Source organism: Arthrobacter sp. B3I4 (assembly GCF_030816855.1).
Classification (GTDB): domain Bacteria; phylum Actinomycetota; class Actinomycetes; order Actinomycetales; family Micrococcaceae; genus Arthrobacter.
Genome location: NZ_JAUSYK010000001.1, coordinates 2,097,902 through 2,117,229, shown reverse-complemented (window position 1 = coordinate 2,117,229; position 19,328 = coordinate 2,097,902). Strand labels below are relative to the sequence as shown.

The window sequence follows — 19,328 nt, the reverse complement described above, 5'->3', positions numbered from 1 at the left end:
CGTTCGTTTTAGCCGCGTTCAAGGAACGCCTCCTTTTCCGGGTTGAGGTAATCCTCGATGGCGGCGGCGAGGGCCGACTGGCGGGCCAGCTCCGGGTCCGCGCCGACGATCGCCTGGGCGTCCTGCCGGGCCCTGGCGATGATGTCCTCGTGTTCGAGAACCCGCAACAGCTTCAGCGTTGACCGGCCGCCGGATTGGGACGCGCCCAGGATGTCGCCCTCGCGGCGGAGTTTGAGGTCTTCCTGTGAGAGTGCGAAGCCGTCGGTGGTGGCAGCCACTGCGTCCAGCCGCCGCCGGCTGGGATGCCCGGGCTCAAGGGTGGTGACCAGCAGGCACGTTCCGGGGAGGCCGCCGCGGCCCACCCGGCCGCGGAGCTGGTGGAGCTGGGAGATGCCGAACCGGTCAGCGTCCAGGATGACCATCAGGGTGGCGTTGTGCACGTCCACCCCGACTTCGATCACCGTGGTGGAGACCAGCAGCTTGGTCTGGTTGGCGGTGAAGGAGGCCATGGTTTCGGACTTCAGCGCGGGGTCCTGGCGGCCGTGCAGCGGCGCCACCGGCACGCCGGCAAGTGCCGGTTCGTCCCGGAGCAGTTCGACGACGCCGGTCACCGAGGCGAGTTCGCGGGCGCCGGTCTCGGCGAGGTCCGCGTCCGTGGGCTCGGCCTCGCCGGGGCTGAAGTCGCCGTCGTCGTCGGCGCCGATCTTGGGGCAGACCACGTACACCTGGTGGCCGGCCTTGATTTCCTCACGGGAGCGGGACCAGATCCGGGTGGCCCAGGCGGGGTGCTCGGCGAGTCCCACCACGTGCGTGGAGATCGGGGCGCGGCCGGCGGGCAGTTCGTCCAGCACCGAGGTTTCCAGGTCGCCGAAGACCGTCATGGCCACGGTCCGCGGGATGGGAGTGGCGGTCATGACCAGCAGGTGGGGCGGCCTGCTGGCCTTGGCCCGGAGCGCGTCGCGCTGTTCGACGCCGAAACGGTGCTGTTCGTCCACCACAATCAGGCCGAGGTCGTAGAACGACACGTTCTCGCTGAGCAGGGCGTGGGTGCCGATGACGATCCCGGCTGTGCCGGACGCGGCGTCCAGCATCGCCTGTTTCCGGGCGGCGGTGGGCATGGAGCCGGTCAGCAGCGTGACCTGGACGGAGTCCGGTCCGAGCCCGCCGAGCAGCCCGTCGCGGGAGAGCGGGCCGAGCGTGCGCCGGATCGACTCGAAGTGCTGGGCGGCGAGGACCTCGGTGGGGGCCAGCAGCGCGGCCTGTCCCCCGGCGTCGACCACTTGCAGCATCGCCCGCAGGGCCACGATGGTCTTACCGGAGCCGACCTCGCCCTGCAGCAGCCGGTTCATTGGGGAATCCAGCGCCAGTTCCTCGGCTAGGGTCTTCCCGACGGCGGCCTGGCCGGCCGTCAGGGTGAAGGGCAGCTGCTGGTCGAAGGCGGCCAGCAGGCCCTCGGCCACCGGGCGGCGGGCGGTGGCGTCCTCGGCGGCCAGCTGGGCACGGCGGCGGGCCAGGGCAGACTGCAGCACCAGGGCTTCCTGGTAGCGGAAGCGGTCCCGGGCGCGCCGCCAGTCCGCCGGCGATTCCGGGGCGTGGATCAGCCGGTACGCATCGGCGACGGAGAGGAACTTCTCCCGGGCAGCAATGGCGTCCGGGAGCGGGTCCGGCACGGCGGCCAGGTCCGCTGTTTCCAGGAGTGCGGCGATGACCTTCCGGATGGCCCAGCTGGTCAGCTTGGCGGTGGCCGGGTACACGGGGATGGGCATGGCGGCGAGCTTTTCCGGGTCCTTGCCGGGGATGTCCGGGTCCTCGTCCAGCAGCTCGTATTGGGGGTTGGTGAGGCTCAGGGCGTTGTTGTAGCGGGTGATCTTGCCGGAGAACAGGGCACGCCGGCCCGGTAACAGCTCGGCCCTGGCGCGGTGGCCGTTGAAAAAGCTGACCTTGAGGGTACCGGGCACGCCGGAGCCGGGGGCCGCGACGTCGTCCGAGATCACGACATCGGTCAGCGAACCCTTGCGGGCACGCATGGGGCGGGTGCTGCTCGAGACCACCCGGGCGATCAGGGTAACTTCCTCATCCAGCGGGACCTCGCTGATGGGGGTCAGCTCCCCGCGGTTCATGTAGCGGCGCGGGAAGTGGTTCAGCAGCCCGCCGACAGTGGTGATGCCGAGGTGCTTTTCGATGACGGCCGCGGAGCGCTTACCGATCCGGCGCTCGAGGCCTACTTCAAGTTCAGCGTCCATGTCCGTCGAGGTCTGTGCTGAGGCCGGCATCGGAAGCGTCCGAGGGGTCTTGGGGCTCCCTGGGCAGGGCCAGGTCGCTGACGTTGATGTCCGAAGGCTCGCCCAGGGACCGGATCAGCGCGACGGCGGGGGCGGCGTCGGGCACGTGGACATGGACCCGCCAGCGGTAGGCGCCGTCGGCGTCCGCGGTGCCGCCGACCTGGCTCATGATGACGGACTCCCCCAGCTCGTCGAGCCGCTGCCGCATGGTGGCGGCATCCAGCGGAGACAGCGCGATGGTGCACATGACCTCCACGCCCTCATCCCGCGGCATGCCGGTGTGGATGTGCGGGGCCTGGACGTCGTAGCCGTGCAGGCCGTCCAGCAGCTGGTCCTGGAGCTCCTCGCCGAGCACGGCCGAGCGCAGGCAGTCCAGGACCAGGAGCATGCCGACGCCGCCGGCGTCCACCACGTGGGCGGTGTTCAGCGCTTCGAGCTGGTCCTCGGTGTGCACCACCGCGGCCAGGGCGGCATCGACGGCCGCGTCGAGGGCCAGGCCCAGCGTGTGGTTGCTGTCGTCGCCGTTGTGCTCGGCGTCCACGGCGGCGGCGGCGCGGGCGGCCGCCTCCATGACCGAGAGCATGGTGCCGGGCACCGGGTCACTTAGCGCGGACCAGGCCCGGATCTGCGCACGGTTCAGGGCCGCGGCGAGCAGCGGCGAGCTAAGCCGGGGGTGGCCTGCCAGGGGTTCGGCGACTGCGCACAGGAACACGGCGAAGAGCGTGCCGGAGTTGCCGCGGGCCTGCTCGATCGCGGCTTGGCCTGCCCTTGCCAGTAGCGCGCCGACGTCGTTCTGCGCGGGCGCGGGCGGGTCCACCTCGTGCAGTTGCATGCCCGGGGTCAACTGGGGAAGGACAGTGGTGTCGGTGGGAACGTCCTGGAGCGCCCGGGCGGCAGCGCGGACCGTGAGGTACAGGTTCGTGCCGGTGTCGCCGTCTGCAACGGGGAAAATGTTGATGGCGTTCAGGCGGTCGCTGTGGTTTCCGAGCGTCGTTTCTGCCTTGCCCAACCACCGCTTCATCGCTTGCGCGTTGGCGGCAATTTTAGTCTGCAAAGTGATCCCATCCGACAGTGTCAGCGGGCTGGCCCGCTATCGTCACGCCCGTGCTGTCCGTTGGTGCAAGGGCCTCTACCGAGCCTATCGCAGTGAACCCGGATGGCAGCTGAACGTCCGGCGGAAAGGCCGCGAGCAGGCCGTGGTCCTCACCACCGCCGAGCACCCAGCCCAGCGGATCCGTGCCCAGCAGGGAGGCGGCCGGCTGCAGCGGCGCGCCGAGGTCCTTGAGCGCAGCCGGGTCCAGGTTGAGCACAGCTCGGCTGGCCGCGGCCATCCGTTTCCCGTCCCGGACCAGGCCGTCGGAGATGTCCATCAGGGCGGTGGCGCCGGCGTCGCGGGCCAGCGGACCGGCGGCGAGCGGCGGCCGGGGCCGGCACTGGGTGTCCATCAGGTCCCGCTGTTCTTTGCTGAGCGAGGCCACCGGGGTGGCGGATTCCAGCAGGGCCAGTCCGGCGGCCGCGCGCCCGACGGTGCCGGCGAGGGCCAGGGTGTCCCCGGGGCGGGCGCCGGAGCGCAGCACCGGGTCGTGCCCGTCGAGGGTGCCGAGGATGGCGACACTGACGGCCAGTTCACGGCCGCGGCCCAAGTCCCCGCCGGCAACGGCGCAGTTGGGCGCGCCGAGCTCGCGGATGCCGGCGCCGAGCCCGTCGGCGAAGCCCTCCACCCAGGACACGGGGGTTTCCGGCGGCATCGTCAGGCTGACGACCAGGGAGGTGGCGCGGGCACCCATGGCGTTGATGTCGCTGAGGTTCTGGGCGGCGGCTTTCCAGCCAACGTCGTAGCCGGAGGTCCGGTAGCCGTTGTTCCACTCCAGCCGGAAGTCCTGGTCCGCCACCTGCGTGTCGATGCTGATCACGGTGCGGCCGTCGGGCGCCGCGACGATGGCAGCGTCGTCGCCGGGGCCGAGCAGCAGCGTGCTCTTCTCCCCGCCGTGCAGCCGGGGGAAGATGCGTTCGAGCAGCTCACCTTCGGACAGCTCGGCGACGGTGAGCGGGGCTCGGTTTTGCGGCGAGGGGTCCTGCGGTTTGGGGGTTCCGGGTTCAAGCACAGCCCTACGCTACCGCCCAAGGCTGACAGCGGCGACGAGGATGACGGCGGCGTCCGGCCGCGCGCTCCCGCCGGGATAGGCTGGATGGATGCAGCAGCACCGCCCCACCGGTTTCCTCCGCCCGCTTCGCTTAGGTGCCGCCGCAGCTGCCGTCGGGCTCGCGCTCAGCGGCTGCTCCCCCGCCGTTGACGTCCCGCCCGCCAAGGATGCGGCGAACGCGGCGTGCGCGCCGATGATGGTCGCGCTGCCGGACAGCATCGGCGAAGCCAAACTGCGCAAAACCAACAGCCAAGCGACGGCGGCATGGGGTGATCCCTCGCTGGTGGTGTTGCGGTGCGGCGTCAATGTGCCCGGCCCCACAACAGACCGCTGCGTCAGCGTCAACGGCGTCGACTGGGTGATCAAGGAGGGCGACCCGGTGTGGACGCTGACCACCTATGGGCGCGAACCGGCCACGGAGATCCTGATGGACCCCAACAAGATCAGTTCGGCAACGGTCCTCGCCGAACTCGCCAATGCCGCCGGCAAGGTGAAGGCCGTGCGGAACTGCGTAGGCCTGTCGGACGCCGCAACCCTGCCGACGGGCCAGTAGGCCGGGTTCCCTGGCCGAAGCGGAGCGAGGTTAGGGTGCCGGTGGGGACTAGCGCAGACCGGTCCTGCGGTGCAGGGCCAGATAGATCAGTTCGTCGATCAGGTCCGCGTAGCCCAGCCCGGAGGCCTTCCACATCTGCGGGTACATGCTCTTGGGCGTAAATCCGGGCATGGTGTTGATCTCGTTGATGATCAGCTCGCCCTCGGGCGTGTAGAAGAAGTCCACCCGGCTCAGGCCCTCGGCGCCGACTGCGTCAAAAGCGACCGCGGCGAGCTCGCGGACCCGGATGATGGCCTCTTCGGGGAGGTCGGCCGGGCAGCTCAGCGCCGCGGCGTCGTCCTCGACATATTTGGCGTTGAAGTCGTAGAAGACGTGGCCCCCGCCGGCGACGGAAATCTCGCCCGGCATTGAGGTGCGCGGAGCGTCCGTTCCCCGGCCCTCCAGCACGGCGCATTCGATTTCCCGGCCGACGATGCCTGCCTCGATGACGAGTTTAGGGTCGTGCTGCCGGGCGGCCTCGATGGCGGCGTCCAACTGCTCGAGCGAATCCACCTTGGAGATGCCCATGGAGGAACCGGCCCGCGCCGGCTTGACGAAGACCGGGAAGCCCAAGGCGTCCACGCGCTTGCGGACCAGCTCCGGATCGGTGAGCCACTGCCGGTCGGTTACCGCAATGTACGGGCCGACCCGGAGCCCGGCGGACTCGAAAACGACCTTCATGTAGTGCTTGTCCATGCCGACGGCGGAGGCCAGGACGCCTGCACCGACGTAGCGGGTGTCGGAGAGTTCCAGGAGGCCCTGGATGGTCCCGTCCTCGCCGAACGGTCCGTGCAGCAGGGGGAAGACGACGTCGACGGTGCCGAGCTCCTGCGGGACCTGGTTGGGCGCGGCCACGATCAGCTGGTGCTCGCCGCCGATCTCGGCCAGGGTCACGGTCTGATCCGACGGCGCAACCTCGGGAAGTGACGAGGCGGACAGGGACCATTCCCGGGTGTCCCCGGAGGCCAGAACCCACTGGCCGGTCTTGGCGATCCCGATCGGGATCACCTCATACTTCGCCTGGTCGATCGCGCCGAGCACGCCGGCAGCCGTGACGCAGCTGACCGCGTGCTCGCTGGAGCGGCCGCCAAAGAGCACCGCAACCCGGGGCCGGGCTCGGCCGGACTGGGGCTCTGGAGTCAAGTTCTTTTCCGACACTGTTAGTAATCGCCTTCGGATTTCAGGTCCCGGGACAGCAGCAGCGGCCCCAGTTGGTCTACGGACAGTTTTCCGGCCAGCACGGCGACGACGGCGGCGGTGATGGGCATTTCCACGCCCAGCTTGCCAGCGAGCTCATGCACGGCCTGCGCCGATTTGATGCCTTCGGCGGTCTGCGTCATTTTGGCGGTGACCTGGTCCAGGCTCAGCCCGGTACCGAACAGCCGGCCGGCGGTGTGGTTGCGTGACAGTGCCGAGGAACAGGTGGCGACCAGGTCGCCGAGACCCGCCAGCCCTGCCATGGTGCGGGCCTCCCCGCCGAGGGCGAGGGTCAGCCGGGAAGTCTCCGCGAGGCCCCGGGTGATCACGGAGGCCTTGGTGTTGTCGCCCATTTCCTTGCCTTCGCAGATGCCGACGGCGAGGGCGATGATGTTCTTGACGATGCCACCGATTTCGACGCCCACCACGTCCGACGTCGTGTAGGGGCGGAAGTAGGGGGCGGTGCAGCTGCGTGCCATCCAGCCCGCCGCGACAGCGTCCGAGCAGGCCACCACGGAGGCAGTCGGCTCCTCGCGCGCAATTTCCATCGCGAGATTGGGCCCCGAGACCACGGCCACGCGGTCGGCGGGGATGACCAGCTCCTCACAGATGACTTCACTCATCCGCGCGTCGGAGTGCAGTTCAAGGCCCTTCATCAGGGACGCGACGAGCGCGTCCGGCCCGATCAGGCCCTTCCACTCGCGCAGCTGCGGCCGCAGGGTCTGGGCGGGAACCGCCAGGACCACCAGGTCGGCGCCGTCAAGGACTTCAGCCACGTCAGTGGAAGCGGTGATGCTTTCCGGCAGAGCGATACCTTTGAGGTACTGCTCGTTGCGGTGCTCGGCATTAATCTGGTCCACGACGGCGGCGCGGCGGCCCCAGACGCGGATGCTCCGCTCAACCCCGGACGCAGTTGCTGCGTCGGCGAGGATCCTCGCGAAGGTGGTCCCCCAGGAGCCGGCGCCGAGCACGGCAACGCGCAGCGCCGAGCCGGTGGCGTCCGGACCCGCGGGTCCAGCCGTCACTTGGCGCCGTCCGGCGCGCCGTCAACCGGACCGCCGTCGAAAACCCCGCCGGGGGCCCTGTCGGCGCCACCGCCGGGAGCACTGCCACCGCGCTCCATGAAGCGACCGTGGGTGGACTGGTTGTGCGCTGCCGGATCCCACCGCAAGAGCGGCGGCTGCTCCCCGCGCAGGGTCGCCAGCAGCTCCGTGATGGCTTCCATGATGACGTTCGTCGCCTCTGCCAGCGTCGCCCGGTCCAGCGGCCGGCCGGCGAAGGCGCTCAGGTCCACCGGATCACCGACGAGCACGCGTGAGGTCTTCCGGGGAAAGACGTGGAACCGCTTGGCGTAGCGCGGGAAGACCTCATGCGCTCCCCAGTGGGCCATCGGGACGACCGGGATACCGCTCTCCAGCGCCATCCGGGCCGCCCCGGTGTGGCCCTTCATCGGCCACAGCTCCGGATCGCGGGTCAGCGTTCCCTCGGGGTAGATGATGATGGCGCCGCCTTCATCCACGACTTCCTTGGCGACCTGCAACGAACGGTTGGCTCCCGCCGTCGAGCGTTCCACCGGAATCTGCTTGGTGTTACGCAGCACAGACCGGAGGACCGGGACCTTGAAGAGGCTGCCCTTGGCCAGGAAGTGCGGCATCCGCTGCTGGTTGTAGAGCATGTGCCCGATCACCAGCGGGTCGATCTCCGTGCAATGGTTGGGCACCGCGATGAACCCGCCGGCGGGGAGCTTTTCCAGGCCTTCCCACTTCTTGTTCATCAGCAGGTTCATCACCGGCCGGACGATGCCGGCGACGATGACAAAGGTGACGTGGCTCTTGGCCGTTTCCTTCACGTCGTCCCCGCTACCGCGCCGACGTAATGTCGAAATCGGCGCCCAGGCCGGCGAGCTTTTCAGTGAACCGCTCGTAGCCGCGGTTGATGATGTCGATACCGGTGACACGCGAGGTGCCCGTGGCGGCCAGGGCTGCGATCAGGTGGCTGAAGCCGCCGCGCAGGTCCGGGACGTCGATGTCGGTGCCTTTGAGCTGGGTAGGGCCGGAGATGACCGCCGAGTGCAGGAAGTTCCGCTGGCCAAAGCGGCACGGGACACTGCCAAGGCACTCGCGGTGGACCTGAATGTTGGCCCCCATGCGGATCAGGGCGTCGGTAAAGCCGAAGCGGTTTTCGTAGACGGTCTCGTGCACGATCGACACGCCCTCCGCCTGCGTCAGAGCCACGACGAGCGGCTGCTGCCAGTCGGTCATGAACCCGGGGTGCACATCCGTTTCGAGGACCAGCGGGCTGAGTTTGCCGCCCGGGTGGTAGAAGCGGATGCCATCGTCGCGGATGTCCATGCCGCCGCCCACCTTGCGGTAGGTGTTCAGGAACGTCATCATGTCGCGCTGGGTGGCGCCTTCTACGAAGATGTCGCCGCGGGTCACCAGGGCTGCGGAGGCCCAGGACGCCGACTCGTTGCGGTCGGACAGGGCCCGGTGGTTGTAGCCGCCCAGGTCCTGGACGCCCTCGATGCGGATAGTGCGGTCGGTCTGGACGCTGATGATGGCGCCCATCTTCTGCAGCACGGCGATGAGGTCGACGATTTCCGGTTCGGTGGCCGCGCCGGACAGTTCCGTGATTCCCTCGGCGCGGGTGGCGCTGAGCAGGACCTGCTCGGTCGCGCCGACGGACGGGTAGGGCAGGGCGATCTTGGCACCCTTGAGGCCGCCGGGCGCGGAAATGTGGATCCCGCCCGGGCGCTTCTCCACGACGGCGCCGAACTGGCGCAGCACGTTGAGGTGGTAGTCGATCGGGCGGTCACCGATCTTGCAGCCACCGAGGTCCGGGATGAACGCTTCACCGATGGCGTGGATCAAGGGTCCGCACAACAGGATCGGGATGCGCGAATCGCCGGCGTGCGCGTCAATGGCCGTGTGCGAGGCGGTCTTCGCATTCGTGGGGTCCAGGGTCAGGTCCCCGGTGACCGGGTCCTTGTCCACCGTCACGCCGTGCAGCTGGAGCAGGCTGGTGACAACCTCAACGTCCTTGATCTCAGGAACGTTGCGCAACACGGACGGTTCGTTGCCCAGCAGGGCGGCGACCATCGCCTTGGGGACAAGATTCTTGGCCCCGCGGACGGTGACGCGGCCGGTCAGCGGGACGCCTCCGCGGATTGTCAGAACACTACTCATTTACCAGTTTCCTCACGACTACTCGCCCCCAAATCCTTACAAAGGCTCCCGCTAAGCATAGGAGGTCGCGTTACCGATCTGAAATACGGGACGCGCCGGGGCGCCTGCCGATTGCGTCACAGCGGCAGGTCAGGGCCGCTGTGCGCGTTGTCCTGCTACTGCCCGACGGCGGGCGCTGCGCCGAAGCATCCGGTGGCCCAGCCAGACCGACGCAGCCATAAGACCCAGAACGTCAGCAAACCCCAGAATCGACTCCCAGGGCAGCTCAATCTCTCCGCCGTTGAGGTTGTTGAAGAACGATCCGAGCGGGGTGAGCAGGGGCCAGAGCACGAGGAAGTTGCGCGTCAGAGCGTAGGCGACAGCGTAAATGACGCCCAATCCGAAGAGGAAGACCATTCCTTCGCCGCCCATGCCGTAGCCGACGTGATAGACGGCATAGAGTGTCGCGGCGGCACCCACGCCGGGAACCTGGCCAAGGCTGGCACTCAGACGGGTTTGGACGAATCCGCGGAAGAATATGGTCTCAAAGGCACCCACCGTTAAGGACATGACCAGCAGCGGCACCCAATCAACCGGCGTCGGCAACGGGTAGCCCAAAAGCGTGACGGCAAACTGAATCGCCGCCAACACCAGCCCAAGGCCCACGGCCTGTTTCCAGTTACCCAGCCACAATCCCAAATCGGACAAGTGCCTGCCGCGCCGGACCGTGTAGAACACCGGACCCGCGACTCCCAGGGTCAATCCTGTGCCGAAGCATAGGAATAGGCCCAGCACGTTCGTGGCCGTGAAGACCGTGAAGGCGACCCGAAAGAGGACGACGACGGCAACGTACAGCACCGCCACGACGGTGAGATCAAGTTTGTCGAACTTTTGCCTCCGCCATCCGGCGGGCCCAGATACCGCGGCCAGCACCAGCGCCGTCGAACTGACGACCACCGCATGGACCGTTAGGTCAAGGAACGCCAATAACAGCATCGCGGCTACCAACCACGTAATCCAGGCCCAGGTGCGCCAGTGTGAAACAGCATTCGCGTCCATCTCAGCTGCCCTTCCTCCGCTGCTATGGCCTCCCCTCAGCTGCCTCCAGTTCCATATTCTTCTCGTTGCACCGTTAGGGGAAGACGGCCGCGGCTCGCAGCTTCGGACGCGGTAAAGCGGCAACGTCAATCCCTTGGGGCCTCTTACGGCTTTGTCGCAGCCTGCGGCCTTATATTGTCGGACCCCGCTGGTTTAGTTGAATCATGGACGGCAAGCAGAAGCCCGAAGTGGGCGGGACGAAAGAGATGACGGTCGCGGACGTGACCCGCATTCTCGCCGAGCTCCCTGCACCGGGCAGTGCCGCCGGGTTCATTGACGAAACTCGCCAGCTGGAGGATCTAAAGTCGGCCTTGGCTGCGCGTCAGGCCCGGCTCGCGGTCGCGTTTGACCTGGCCCAGCGGCGTGAACAAGCCGCCGCCGGGGTACCGGCCGACCAGCTCGGGGCCGGGGTCGCGGCCCAGATCGCCCTGGCCCGGCGGGAATCCCCGGCCAAAGGCGGCCGGCTCCTCGGCCTGGCGAAAGCCCTCGTCACCGAAATGCCGCACACCCTCACCGCCCTCGAAACCGGGCAGTTGAATGAATGGCGTGCGACCCTCCTGGTCCGGGAAACCGCCTGCCTGCCCGCCGCCGACCGGACCGCCGTGGACGAAGAACTCGCCCCCCGACACCGGCACCTTCGACGGCGCCGGGGACCGGGCCATCACCGCCGCAGCCCGCGCCGCCGCCTACCGCCGCGACCCCCGCTCCGTCACCCAGCGCGCCGCGCACGCCGCGACCGAACGCCACGTCAGTCTCCGCCCCGCCCCGGACACCATGTGCTACCTCACCGCCCTGCTGCCCGTGGGCCAGGGCGTCGCCCTGTACGCGGCCCTCACCCGGCACTCCGACACCCTCCGCTCCGGCGGAGACCCCCGCACCCGCGGCCAGCTCATGGCCGACACCCTCGTCGAACGCACCACCGGCACACCCGGCGGGATCAACGGAGTCGAAATCCAACTCGTCATGACCGACCGCACCCTCCTCCAAGCCGACAGCGAACCCGCCCGGCTCCCCGGCTACGGCATCGTCCCCGCCGGCTGGGCCCGCGAACTCCTCAACAGGTCGGGCACGGTCAAGAACCCCGGCAGCAGCGTCGGCCGCAACGACAGCCCGGGCGGCGCGGGTGCCAGCGGCGACGCGGGCGGCTCGGGTGGCCACGGGGACGCCCCGGGTGACAGCAGGGACGATCCGGCCTTCGCGACCTGGGTCCGGCGGCTCTACACCGCCCCCGCGACCGGCGAACTCGTCGCCATGGACTCCCGCGCCCGCATCTTCCCACCCGGACTGCGCCGGTTCATCCAAACCCGCGACGACACCTGCCGCACACCCTACTGCGACGCCCCCATCCGGCACCTGGACCACATCATCCCCTGGCACAACGACGGACCGACCACCTCCAGCAACGGCGCCGGACTCTGCGAAGCCTGCAACCACACCAAAGAAACCCCCGGCTGGAACGCCCAACCCAGACCCGGACCCGGCCGACACACCCTCGAACTCACCACCCCCACCGGCCACACCTACTCCTCCACCGCACCCGCCCTCCCCGGAACGGCCAGCAGCAGGGCACCTGAGTCTGCGGCAGAAGTGACGCTGCGCATCGTGCTGACGGCCGGCAGACGAAAGCGGAAGGACCCCTCCGGGCTACGGCGGAGTCGGCAGCGCAGGGCCGGCCCTGCGGGGAAGCATGATCCCGCCGAGCAACGGTCGCGTGGCCTGGGATTCGCTCCTTAAACCACCCAGCCAAACCACACCGCCGCCGGGCATCAGCCCGGCGGCGGTGTCAAAGCGGTCCAAGTGAGAAACTCAGGACAGCCTGGCCGGCAGCGTGGTCGGCTTGAAGGCGGGGCGTGTCGCCTCGTAGGCGGTGATGTCTTCCTCGTGTTGCAGAGTCAGGCCGATGTCATCCAGTCCCTCCAGCAGCCGCCAGCGGGTGTAGTCATCGATCTCGAACGGCGCGACGACGTTGCCGCACTCGACGGTCTTGGAGGCCAGGTCGACCTTGACCTCGATTCCGGGGGCGTTTTCCAGCACCTTCCAGATGAGTTCAATGTCGTCCTGGGCCAGTTCGGCTGCCAGCAGGCCCTGCTTGCCGGAGTTGCCCCGGAAGATGTCAGCGAAACGGGAGGACAGGACGGCCTTGAAGCCATAGTCCTTCAGCGCCCAGACGGCGTGCTCGCGGGAGGAGCCCGTGCCGAAGTCCGGCCCGGCGACCAGCACGGAGCCGGCGCTGAACGGTGCCTGGTTCAGGATGAACGCCGGGTCCTTGCGCCAGGCCGAAAAGAGGGCGTCCTCGAACCCCGTCCGGGTGATGCGCTTGAGGTACACAGCGGGGATGATCTGGTCGGTGTCAACGTTGCTCTGGCGCAGCGGGACACCAATTCCGGTGTGGGTGGTGAACTTTTCCATGGCGGATCCTTCTTAAGCGGTGGGATCGGTGCGTGCAGCCTGCGTCAATGCCGCGCGGCGCGGAAGCGGCGGGGTTATGCCGTTGCGGTACGGTGTCCGGCGGATACGGGCTCAGGTTCGAGGTCCGACGGGGAGCTCAGCGTGCCGCGCACCGCCGTCGCCGCCGCCACGACGGGTGAGACGAGGTGCGTGCGCCCGCCCTTGCCCTGACGGCCTTCAAAGTTGCGGTTGGAGGTGGACGCGCAGCGCTCCCCCACCTCCAGCTGGTCCGGGTTCATGCCCAGGCACATCGAGCAGCCTGCGAACCGCCACTCGGCGCCGAAGTCGGTGAAGACCTTGTCCAGGCCCTCGGCCTCTGCCTCGAGCCGGACCCGGGCGGAACCGGGCACCACGAGCATCCGGACGTTCGGGTCCTTCGTCCGGCCGCGGACGATGTCCGCAGCCAACCGGAGGTCCTCCATCCGGGAGTTCGTGCAGGAACCCAGAAAAACGGTGTCGACCCTGATGTCCTTCATCGGCGTGCCGGCCTCAAGGCCCATGTACTGCAGGGCACGCTCGGCCGCGGCCTTGGCGTTCTCATCACCGAAGTCCGCCGGCGACGGCACCTTCGCGGACAAGGAGACGCCCTGCCCGGGGTTGGTGCCCCAGGTGACGAACGGCTCGAGGGTGTCGGCGTCGAGATCCACTTGGGCGTCGAAGACGGCGTCGTCGTCCGAACGCAGCGTGTTCCAGTACTCGACGGCGGCATCCCAGTCCGCGCCCTGCGGGGCATGCGGACGGCCCTGCATGTAGTCATAGGTGGTCTGGTCCGGGGCGACCAGCCCCGCCCGGGCGCCCGCCTCGATGGACATGTTGCAGATCGTCATCCGCGCTTCCATGGACAGCGCACGGATCGCAGAGCCACGGTACTCCAGCACGTAGCCCTGGCCGCCGCCGGTGCCGATCTTCGCGATCACAGCCAGGATGATGTCCTTGGCCGACACGCCAGGGCGCAACGTGCCCTCGACGTTAATGGCCATGGTCTTGAACGGCTTCAGCGACAGTGTCTGGGTCGCCATGACGTGCTCGACCTCCGAGGTGCCGATTCCCATCGCAAGCGCCCCGAACGCGCCGTGCGTGGACGTGTGCGAGTCACCGCAGACCACAGTCATGCCCGGCTGGGTCAGGCCCAGCTGCGGGCCGACGACGTGCACAATGCCCTGCTCCGCGTCGCCCAGGGAGTGCAGCCGCACCCCGAATTCCTTGCAATTGTTACGCAACGTCTCAATCTGGGTCCGGCTCGTGAGGTCCGCGATAGGCTTGTCGATCGCCAGGGTCGGGGTGTTGTGGTCCTCGGTGGCGATCGTCAGGTCCGGCCGGCGCAGCTTGCGGCCGGCCAGCCGCAGACCCTCAAACGCCTGCGGCGACGTCACCTCATGCACCAGGTGAAGGTCAATGAAGAGGAGGTCGGGCTGGGCGTTGGCGCCTTCGCCGTCCCCCTTGCGCACCACGTGCGCGTCCCAGACTTTCTCGGCCAATGTCTTTGCCACGGCCTGCTCCCTTCACTGCGGTTTTCGCTGCCAGTCCACGCCAGCTCGAGTCCGGCGGGGTTGTTGCTGTCCACTGAACCAGCCCTGCCACCCAATTCGCCAGCGCAATGATTTGCATCTCAGATATTGAGACGGCAATATCATTACATGGACAATTCTAGTGGCGTCGGCGTCATTGATAAAGCGGCCCATGTGCTCGACGCGCTTGAGGCCGGGCCCACCACCCTGGCACAGCTCGTGGCCGCCACCGGTCTCGCCCGGCCCACGGTCCACCGGCTGGCACTGGCGCTGGTCCACCACCGCCTGGTGAGCCGTGACATCCAGGGCCGCTTCGTCCTCGGCAGCCGCCTGGTGGAGCTCGCCTCAGCCGCCGGGGAAGACCGGCTCATCGCGTCCGCCGGGCCGGTGCTGATGCAGTTGCGCGACGCCACCGGCGAGAGCGCACAGATTTTCCGCCGCCAGGGCGAATGGCGTGTCTGCGTCGCCTCCGCCGAACGGCCCATCGGCCTTCGGGACACCATCCCGGTCGGCACCCAGCTGTCAATGAAGGCAGGCTCCGCAGCCCAGGTGCTGCTGGCCTGGGAAGACCACGACCGTCTGCTCGAGGGCCTCCAAGCCGCCCGTTTCACACCCACCGTCCTGGCCGGAGTGCGACGTCGGGGCTGGGCCCAGAGCCTCGGCGAGCGTGAGCCGGGGGTCGCTTCCGTTTCGGCTCCGGTCCGCGGGCCGTCCGGCCGCGTGATCGCCGCGGTGTCCATCTCCGGCCCAATCGAGCGGTTGACCCGCCAGCCGGGCCGCCTGCACGCCGAGGTGGTCTGCAACGCCGCACGCGTGCTGACCGAGGCGCTGCGCAAGACCAACGACTAATCCCCACGCAGGTCCTGTGCCGGCGCTAGGCTGTGCGCATGAACAGCTATGCGGTCTTCCTGCGCGGCGTCAACGTCGGCGGCATCACCATCAAAATGGCCGACCTCAAGGAAGCACTGAAATCGCGTCCCTTCTCGGCCGTGAAAACCCTGCTAGCCAGCGGCAACGTCGTATTGTCCAGTGACCTGCCGGCCGCCGGGGTGAAGGCCGAGTTCGAAGCCTGCCTCCGCGAGACGTTCGGCTATGACGCCTGGGTGGTGGTGCTGACGGCGGACCGCGTCGCGGCCCTGGTCGAGGCCTGCCCCTACCCGGCCGATGACGCCAGCACCCACAGCTACGTCACCTTGTCCTCGGACACCGCCGTGCTCTCGGATCTTTACGACGCCGGCGCGGCGCTGGACGGCGTCGAACTCACCCGGCTGGGGCCGGAGGCCATGGCCTGGCTCGCACCCGCCGGCGGAACGCTGGACAGCCCGTTCAGCAAGCTCTCCGCCAAGCCGAAGTACAAGGCCAGCACCACCACGCGGAACCTGCGCACGCTGGTGAAGGTCCGGGACGCGGCCGCGCAGCTCGGTGCAGCATAGAGGCACGCCGCAACCGGCCTGCCGCCGTCGGCCCCCTCTACCCAGCGGCCGATTTTAGTGCTGCGTTGAAGGACTTGAGACGGCTGACCTCAAGCTCCACCGGTTCCACCACCAGGTCCTGCGCGACGGCGTCCACCGAGGCGCCCAGCCGCCTGCGCGCGGCCCTGGCCCGGGCTCGTGCCGCCGCGCCGGCGATGAATCTCGCCGCAAGTGCCAGGACGATCCCCAGCAGCGCGCCCCCGGCCACCAGCACGGTCGGCACCGGCCAGCCCTCCACCCGCGGTACCTCCGGTACCGGCAGCTGGAAGTAGCCCAGTCCAGCAAGCACGCCGAGCCAGCCAAGACCGCCGACGGCGACGAGCAGGCCCAGCCACTGGATCACGTTGAAGGCCGTCCACCACCAGGAACGCTGCCCGGCTTTCAACTCGGTCCCCGCGATCGCCTGGTCCAGCGCGTCGGGGAGCTGCTCACGGCCTTCCCGGGCGGCTCCGCGGATGACGGCGCGCCACGGGCCGGGTGCGCCCTCGGACGCCGCGTCGGCAAACTCCCGCACAGCCGCATCCGTCCGGGCCCGTTCCGGTGCCCCGGCAGGCGGCAGCGAGGTCCGGTTCAACTCCGGCCGCTCCCCTGTCCGGCGCAGATTCAACCGCCGCAGCGGGTCTGGCCGGAACCTCACCAGCCAGCGCGTGACCGGCCAGCCGGTGCGGCGGATGGCTTCCTGCCGGTAGGAGCGCGCTACGGCGTCCACCACCAGCGGCACATTTGCGGCGACGGCCAGTTCCGAGGACAACCGGTCCCGCGTGCCGGACCGGACGCCGGCCGCCTCCCCCGGGCCTGAAGCGGCGGCGAGCCGTGCGGACGCCCGGTCAACGTCGGCGGCGAGCCGTTGCGAGAGTGCACGCCGCTGCATGGCGACCTGGCGGATGGCGGCCCGCACCTTGTCCACGCCGGTGCCCACAAGCGCCGAGGCGCCGAGCACCTGCACCTTCCCGAGCCCGTCCCTGGCAAGGATGGCCTTGAGCGACTCCAGCACCGGGCGGACCTCGTGCTCCGGCAGCCGGTCCACCTGATTGAGCACCACGAGGGTGACGGCCGCGTGCGAGGCGAGCGGCGCCAGGAAATCATTGTGCACCGCAGCGTCGGCGTACTTCTGCGGATCCAGTACCCAGACCAGCACGTCCACGAGCCCCACCATGCGTTGCACGATTTCCCGGTTTTCAGCGCGGGTGGAGTCGAAGTCGGGCAGATCGAGCAGGATCAGGCCCGTGCTCTCCTCGGCGAAGCCCGGCACGGCGGTGGCGTGGTGCCGGGTGCGGACGTCCAGCCAGTCGAGCAGTTCGTCGCTGCCCTCGGCGCCCCAGACGCCAGCGAGCGGTTCCGACGTCGTCGGGCGGCGCGCTGCCGCCGTCGCGAGCTCCGCCCCGCTGACAGCGTTGAAGAGCGAGGATTTGCCACTTCCGGTCGCCCCGAAGAAGCCCACCACGGTGTGGTCGGCGGACAGGGACCGCCGGGAACTCGCCCGCTCCAGCACCTGAAGCACCTCGTCCAGGGTGTCATCCGGCAGGGCGCCGTCGGCGAGTTGCCGTGCTTCGTCCAGGGCTTCCAGCCGCCGGTCCAGTTGTGAAGTCTCGCGGGCAGCGCCGTGGCGGCTCATGCGGAAGCCGCCACCCGGGCCAGGTCCGCCGCGCGGGCAGTGAGTTCATCCGGCGGAACGCCGTCCGCCACGTCAAGTCTGACCAGAAAGCGCTGCTTTTCCGCCTGCAGCAGCCGCTCGCAGCGCGCCTGCAGGTCATCGCGTGCGGTTTTGGCCAGCCGGCGGACGGCATCCTCACCGAAGACCGCTTCCAGGACGCGCTGGCCCACGACGGCGGTGCCGCCGGCGACGCCGATTTCGAGCCCGGTCAGGCCTGCGGTCATGGAAAACACCACAATCATGAGCGCCGCGCCGAGGCCGTTGATGCCGAAGGAAAGCCAGCGCGCCTGGGTTCGTTTGCCCTGGCCTTCAGTGCGGATGAGTTCCATCAGGCTGCCCTGCCAGGCCCGGATCTCGGCGGCGACGACGTCGGAGAAGCCCTCGCTGGCGCCGGACAGGTCGTCGTTGCCCAGCAGCCGACGGCCGGCCGGGTCCGCGCGCCAGCGTTGGTCGGCTTCCTCGGCCGCGTTGGCCGCTTCGTCAACGATGACTGCCTGCAGGCCGGTTTCGATCGCGGTCTCCACCCGGACGGCCGGCGTCGGCTCGCCCCGGAAGAAGGCGCCCATACGGTCCCGCAGCCGGCCGATGTTCTGTTCCATTACCCGGAAGAACTCCCCGGTGCCGACGAAGTCCTGCCAGCGGGCCAGGACTTCGCCGCGAAGCAGCGCGCCGTCACGGGTGGCGTCCAGGATGCGCACCCCGGCGCCGTGGTAGGCGCCGTCGACGTTCCTGGCGAGCAGAGCCGCCGCTCGGTGTTGCGCCGTCACGGCCTCGGCGACGGCGTCGACCCGGCCGCCCAGCGCCTTGACGGTGCCGTTGAGGGTCCGGCGGGCGATGTCCGCGCGGCCGGCGGCATCGGCAGCGAGTTCCTGGAGCCAGCCCCGCAGCGGCTCCACCGCGTGAGGGGGCAGCATGCCCATGGCATCCAGCGCCACTTCCGGAACGACAAAGAGCCGGGCCGAGCCCAGCCCCTCCCGGCTCAGCATGGACCTCAGGTCGGTCGCGACCTCCTCCTCGGCTGCCGGTGGTACCCGGTCCAGCACGACGGCCACCAGGATGTCCCGCGAGGCTGCATCGAGGAGCAGCCGCCACGGCACGGCGTCGGCGTACCGGTTGGCGGTGGTGACAAACACCCACAGATCTGCGGCAGCGAGCAGCTGGCCTGCCAGTCTGCGGTTGTCGTCGGAGATGGAATCGACGTCGGGAGCGTCCAGCAGCGCAATTCCTGGCGGCACCGCCGGGTCCGCGGCCAGCACGAGGGAGGTGATTGCGGCGGCGTCCGGCGTGGGGCCTGCCTGGTGCGCCGGCAACGGCGAGGCAACCACCGTTCCGCGGATGCGGCTCAGGCTCGGCAGGACCCGCTGGTCTTCGAACCAGGCGGCGTCGTCCGGGTGGTGCAGCAGGATGGGCTGGCGGGTGGTGGGGCGGATAGCCCCGGCCCGCGTCACCGGGTGCCCGACGAGCCCGTTGACGAGGGTGGACTTGCCGGCACCGGTGGAGCCGCCGACGACGGCCAGCAGCGGCGCGTCGAGACTGCGGTAACGGGGCAGGATGTAGTCCTCGAGCTGGGCCAGGGCGTGGCTGATTTCAAGCCGGGCGTTTTCCGCGCCGGGCAGGGCCAGGGGAAGCGACACGGCGGACAGCTCGCCCCGCACCGCTTCGAGCAGTTCGACGGCGGAAGCCTGCCGTGCGGCGGGTGATGTTTGCCCGGACCGGCCGGTGCTTTCGTTGGAACTCACTGCATCATCATGCCAGTTGGATCCGCCCGC

The 19,328-nt window shown here is 69.1% G+C and carries 15 protein-coding genes and 1 pseudogene; 4 read left to right on the top strand and 12 right to left on the bottom strand.

All coding sequences use genetic code 11. The annotated features are described in order from the left end of the window. Window positions 1–8: 8 nt before the first annotated feature. Genes QFZ61_RS09960 through QFZ61_RS09950 form a run of 3 tightly spaced genes read right to left on the bottom strand, consistent with a single transcriptional unit; the run spans window position 9 to window position 4,387 of the window. Entirely contained in the window at window positions 9–2,243 is a 2,235-nt protein-coding gene (locus QFZ61_RS09960; protein ID WP_307038114.1) for an ATP-dependent DNA helicase RecG, read from the bottom strand. After that, a complete protein-coding gene (locus QFZ61_RS09955; RefSeq protein ID WP_307038112.1) occupies window positions 2,233–3,303 on the bottom strand; it encodes a DAK2 domain-containing protein in 1,071 nt (356 codons plus the stop codon). The genes QFZ61_RS09960 and QFZ61_RS09955 overlap by 11 nt, the downstream gene beginning before the upstream one ends. A gap of 22 nt (window positions 3,304–3,325) precedes the next feature. Continuing rightward, window positions 3,326–4,387 (bottom strand): thiamine-phosphate kinase, encoded by a 1,062-nt coding sequence (locus tag QFZ61_RS09950; RefSeq protein WP_307035592.1) that lies wholly within the window; start codon window positions 4,385–4,387, stop codon window positions 3,326–3,328. Window positions 4,388–4,475: 88 nt separating this feature from the next. On the opposite strand from QFZ61_RS09950, the gene QFZ61_RS09945 reads away from it, so the two are divergent. Next, the gene (locus tag QFZ61_RS09945; protein WP_307035590.1) at window positions 4,476–4,979 is read left to right on the top strand and encodes a DUF3515 family protein; all 504 of its coding nucleotides are present in this window, start codon (window positions 4,476–4,478) and stop codon (window positions 4,977–4,979) included. Window positions 4,980–5,027: 48 nt separating this feature from the next. Here QFZ61_RS09945 and QFZ61_RS09940 read toward each other — a convergent pair whose 3' ends face one another. From QFZ61_RS09940 to QFZ61_RS09920, 5 genes are all read right to left on the bottom strand, one after another. Continuing rightward, on the bottom strand, window positions 5,028–6,176 hold the full coding sequence (locus QFZ61_RS09940; protein WP_307035588.1) for a D-alanine--D-alanine ligase family protein: 1,149 nt from the start codon (window positions 6,174–6,176) through the stop codon (window positions 5,028–5,030). Between the two features lie 2 nt (window positions 6,177–6,178). Then, window positions 6,179–7,240, bottom strand: a complete 1,062-nt coding sequence (locus QFZ61_RS09935; protein ID WP_307035587.1) for an NAD(P)H-dependent glycerol-3-phosphate dehydrogenase — start codon at window positions 7,238–7,240, stop codon at window positions 6,179–6,181. After that, window positions 7,237–8,064: a 1-acyl-sn-glycerol-3-phosphate acyltransferase gene (locus QFZ61_RS09930; protein WP_307035585.1), complete on the bottom strand. Its 828-nt coding sequence runs from the start codon at window positions 8,062–8,064 to the stop codon at window positions 7,237–7,239. The genes QFZ61_RS09935 and QFZ61_RS09930 overlap by 4 nt, the downstream gene beginning before the upstream one ends. Window positions 8,065–8,074: 10 nt before the next feature. Further along, window positions 8,075–9,400, bottom strand: coding sequence for a UDP-N-acetylglucosamine 1-carboxyvinyltransferase (gene murA / locus QFZ61_RS09925; protein WP_307035583.1), 1,326 nt, complete (start codon window positions 9,398–9,400; stop codon window positions 8,075–8,077). 129 nt (window positions 9,401–9,529) lie between these two features. Continuing rightward, complete coding sequence (locus tag QFZ61_RS09920; protein ID WP_307035581.1) at window positions 9,530–10,438, bottom strand: CPBP family intramembrane glutamic endopeptidase; 909 nt, start codon at window positions 10,436–10,438, stop codon at window positions 9,530–9,532. Between the two features lie 245 nt (window positions 10,439–10,683). Here QFZ61_RS09920 and QFZ61_RS09915 point away from each other — a divergent pair. Further along, a pseudogene (locus QFZ61_RS09915) lies at window positions 10,684–12,043 on the top strand (HNH endonuclease); the annotation flags it as partial. A 240-nt stretch (window positions 12,044–12,283) separates the two neighbouring features. On the opposite strand, the gene leuD reads toward QFZ61_RS09915, so the two are convergent. Both leuD and leuC read right to left on the bottom strand, forming a co-directional pair. Next, window positions 12,284–12,886 carry a 3-isopropylmalate dehydratase small subunit gene (gene leuD / locus QFZ61_RS09910; protein WP_307035579.1) on the bottom strand — a complete coding sequence of 201 codons (603 nt, stop codon included), beginning with the start codon at window positions 12,884–12,886 and terminating at the stop codon, window positions 12,284–12,286. A gap of 74 nt (window positions 12,887–12,960) precedes the next feature. Continuing rightward, the gene (gene leuC, locus QFZ61_RS09905) at window positions 12,961–14,415 is read right to left on the bottom strand and encodes a 3-isopropylmalate dehydratase large subunit (RefSeq protein ID WP_307035577.1); all 1,455 of its coding nucleotides are present in this window, start codon (window positions 14,413–14,415) and stop codon (window positions 12,961–12,963) included. 147 nt (window positions 14,416–14,562) lie between these two features. On the opposite strand from leuC, the gene QFZ61_RS09900 reads away from it, so the two are divergent. Next, entirely contained in the window at window positions 14,563–15,282 is a 720-nt protein-coding gene (locus QFZ61_RS09900; RefSeq protein ID WP_056738264.1) for an IclR family transcriptional regulator, read from the top strand. A gap of 38 nt (window positions 15,283–15,320) precedes the next feature. Further along, the gene (locus tag QFZ61_RS09895; protein WP_307035574.1) at window positions 15,321–15,866 is read left to right on the top strand and encodes a DUF1697 domain-containing protein; all 546 of its coding nucleotides are present in this window, start codon (window positions 15,321–15,323) and stop codon (window positions 15,864–15,866) included. Window positions 15,867–15,903: 37 nt separating this feature from the next. Here the strand turns inward: QFZ61_RS09895 and QFZ61_RS09890 are convergent, their stop codons facing one another. Together QFZ61_RS09890 and QFZ61_RS09885 are read right to left on the bottom strand one after the other, a co-directional pair. Then, window positions 15,904–17,520: a GTPase gene (locus tag QFZ61_RS09890; RefSeq protein ID WP_307035572.1), complete on the bottom strand. Its 1,617-nt coding sequence runs from the start codon at window positions 17,518–17,520 to the stop codon at window positions 15,904–15,906. Further along, window positions 17,517–19,298, bottom strand: coding sequence for a dynamin family protein (locus tag QFZ61_RS09885; protein WP_307035570.1), 1,782 nt, complete (start codon window positions 19,296–19,298; stop codon window positions 17,517–17,519). Before QFZ61_RS09885 ends, QFZ61_RS09890 begins: the two co-directional genes overlap by 4 nt. Window positions 19,299–19,328 lie beyond the last annotated feature (30 nt).

Bases quoted from the DNA above. Each gene is read 5' to 3' on its own strand.
- QFZ61_RS09960 (WP_307038114.1), bottom strand. From the start codon at position 2,243: ATGGACGCTGAACTTGAAGTAGGCCTCGAGCGCCGGATCGGTAAGCGC.
- QFZ61_RS09955 (WP_307038112.1), bottom strand. From the start codon at position 3,303: ATGAAGCGGTGGTTGGGCAAGGCAGAAACGACGCTCGGAAACCACAGC.
- QFZ61_RS09945 (WP_307035590.1), top strand. From the start codon at position 4,476: ATGCAGCAGCACCGCCCCACCGGTTTCCTCCGCCCGCTTCGCTTAGGT.
- murA (WP_307035583.1), bottom strand. From the start codon at position 9,400: ATGAGTAGTGTTCTGACAATCCGCGGAGGCGTCCCGCTGACCGGCCGC.
- QFZ61_RS09920 (WP_307035581.1), bottom strand. From the start codon at position 10,438: ATGGACGCGAATGCTGTTTCACACTGGCGCACCTGGGCCTGGATTACG.
- leuD (WP_307035579.1), bottom strand. From the start codon at position 12,886: ATGGAAAAGTTCACCACCCACACCGGAATTGGTGTCCCGCTGCGCCAG.
- QFZ61_RS09900 (WP_056738264.1), top strand. From the start codon at position 14,563: ATGGACAATTCTAGTGGCGTCGGCGTCATTGATAAAGCGGCCCATGTG.
- QFZ61_RS09895 (WP_307035574.1), top strand. From the start codon at position 15,321: ATGAACAGCTATGCGGTCTTCCTGCGCGGCGTCAACGTCGGCGGCATC.
- QFZ61_RS09890 (WP_307035572.1), bottom strand. From the start codon at position 17,520: ATGAGCCGCCACGGCGCTGCCCGCGAGACTTCACAACTGGACCGGCGG.